Origin of the sequence: Cognatundibacterium luofuense (assembly GCF_018139685.1) — a bacterium.
Lineage (GTDB): Bacteria > Pseudomonadota > Gammaproteobacteria > Burkholderiales > Burkholderiaceae_D > Undibacterium > Undibacterium luofuense.
Window position 1 is genome coordinate 1 of sequence record NZ_JAGSPN010000058.1, and the last position, 646, is coordinate 646.

General features: G+C 52.3%; 1 protein-coding gene. It reads left to right on the top strand.

Features of this window, described 5'->3' with window-relative positions:
* Positions 1 to 646 (top strand): phosphate regulon sensor histidine kinase PhoR (locus KDM89_RS19265; RefSeq protein WP_212689531.1); only part of this gene is annotated, 646 nt, incomplete at both ends.

The following is a 646-nucleotide window of genomic DNA, read 5'->3' on the forward strand; positions in this document are numbered from 1 at the left end:
ATGTTTCTGATACAGCTGGTGTATTTGCAGCGACTGGGTGACTGGCTGGATAATCCCAGCAGCTCCCGTTTGCCCGATGGATCGGGCGCCTGGACTGAAGTGTTTTCCCGTTTGTACAAACTGCGTCGTGGCGATGAAAAAAATCAGGCTGAGCTGACTGAATGGCTGGCACGCTTTCGTCAGGCAATGACACTGCTGCCGGATGGAGTGGTGATCATGGATGATGTGCTGTTTCTGGAATGGTGCAATCCCGCCGCTGAACATCATCTGGGCCTGAGTCTGAGTCAGGATAAGGGCATGCGTGTTACCAATCTGGTACGCAGTCCTGAGTTCATGGACTACATTATTTTGGGACGCTATGAAACACCACTGACCCTGTCTTTTCGCGACAGAAAGCTGATTGCGCACATCATCCCGTTTGAAAACCGTCGTCAGATTTTGGTGACGCATGATGTCACTGAGTCTGAACGTATCGACATGATGCGACGCGACTTTATTGCTAACGCCTCGCATGAGTTGCGCACTCCGCTGACGGTGATTAACGGCTTTCTGGAAATCGCCTCGTTGCAGCCTGATCTCGATATACCAACCCGTAACGCGCATCTGAAACTGATGTCCGAGCAGGGCGAGCGCATGCAGCGACTGG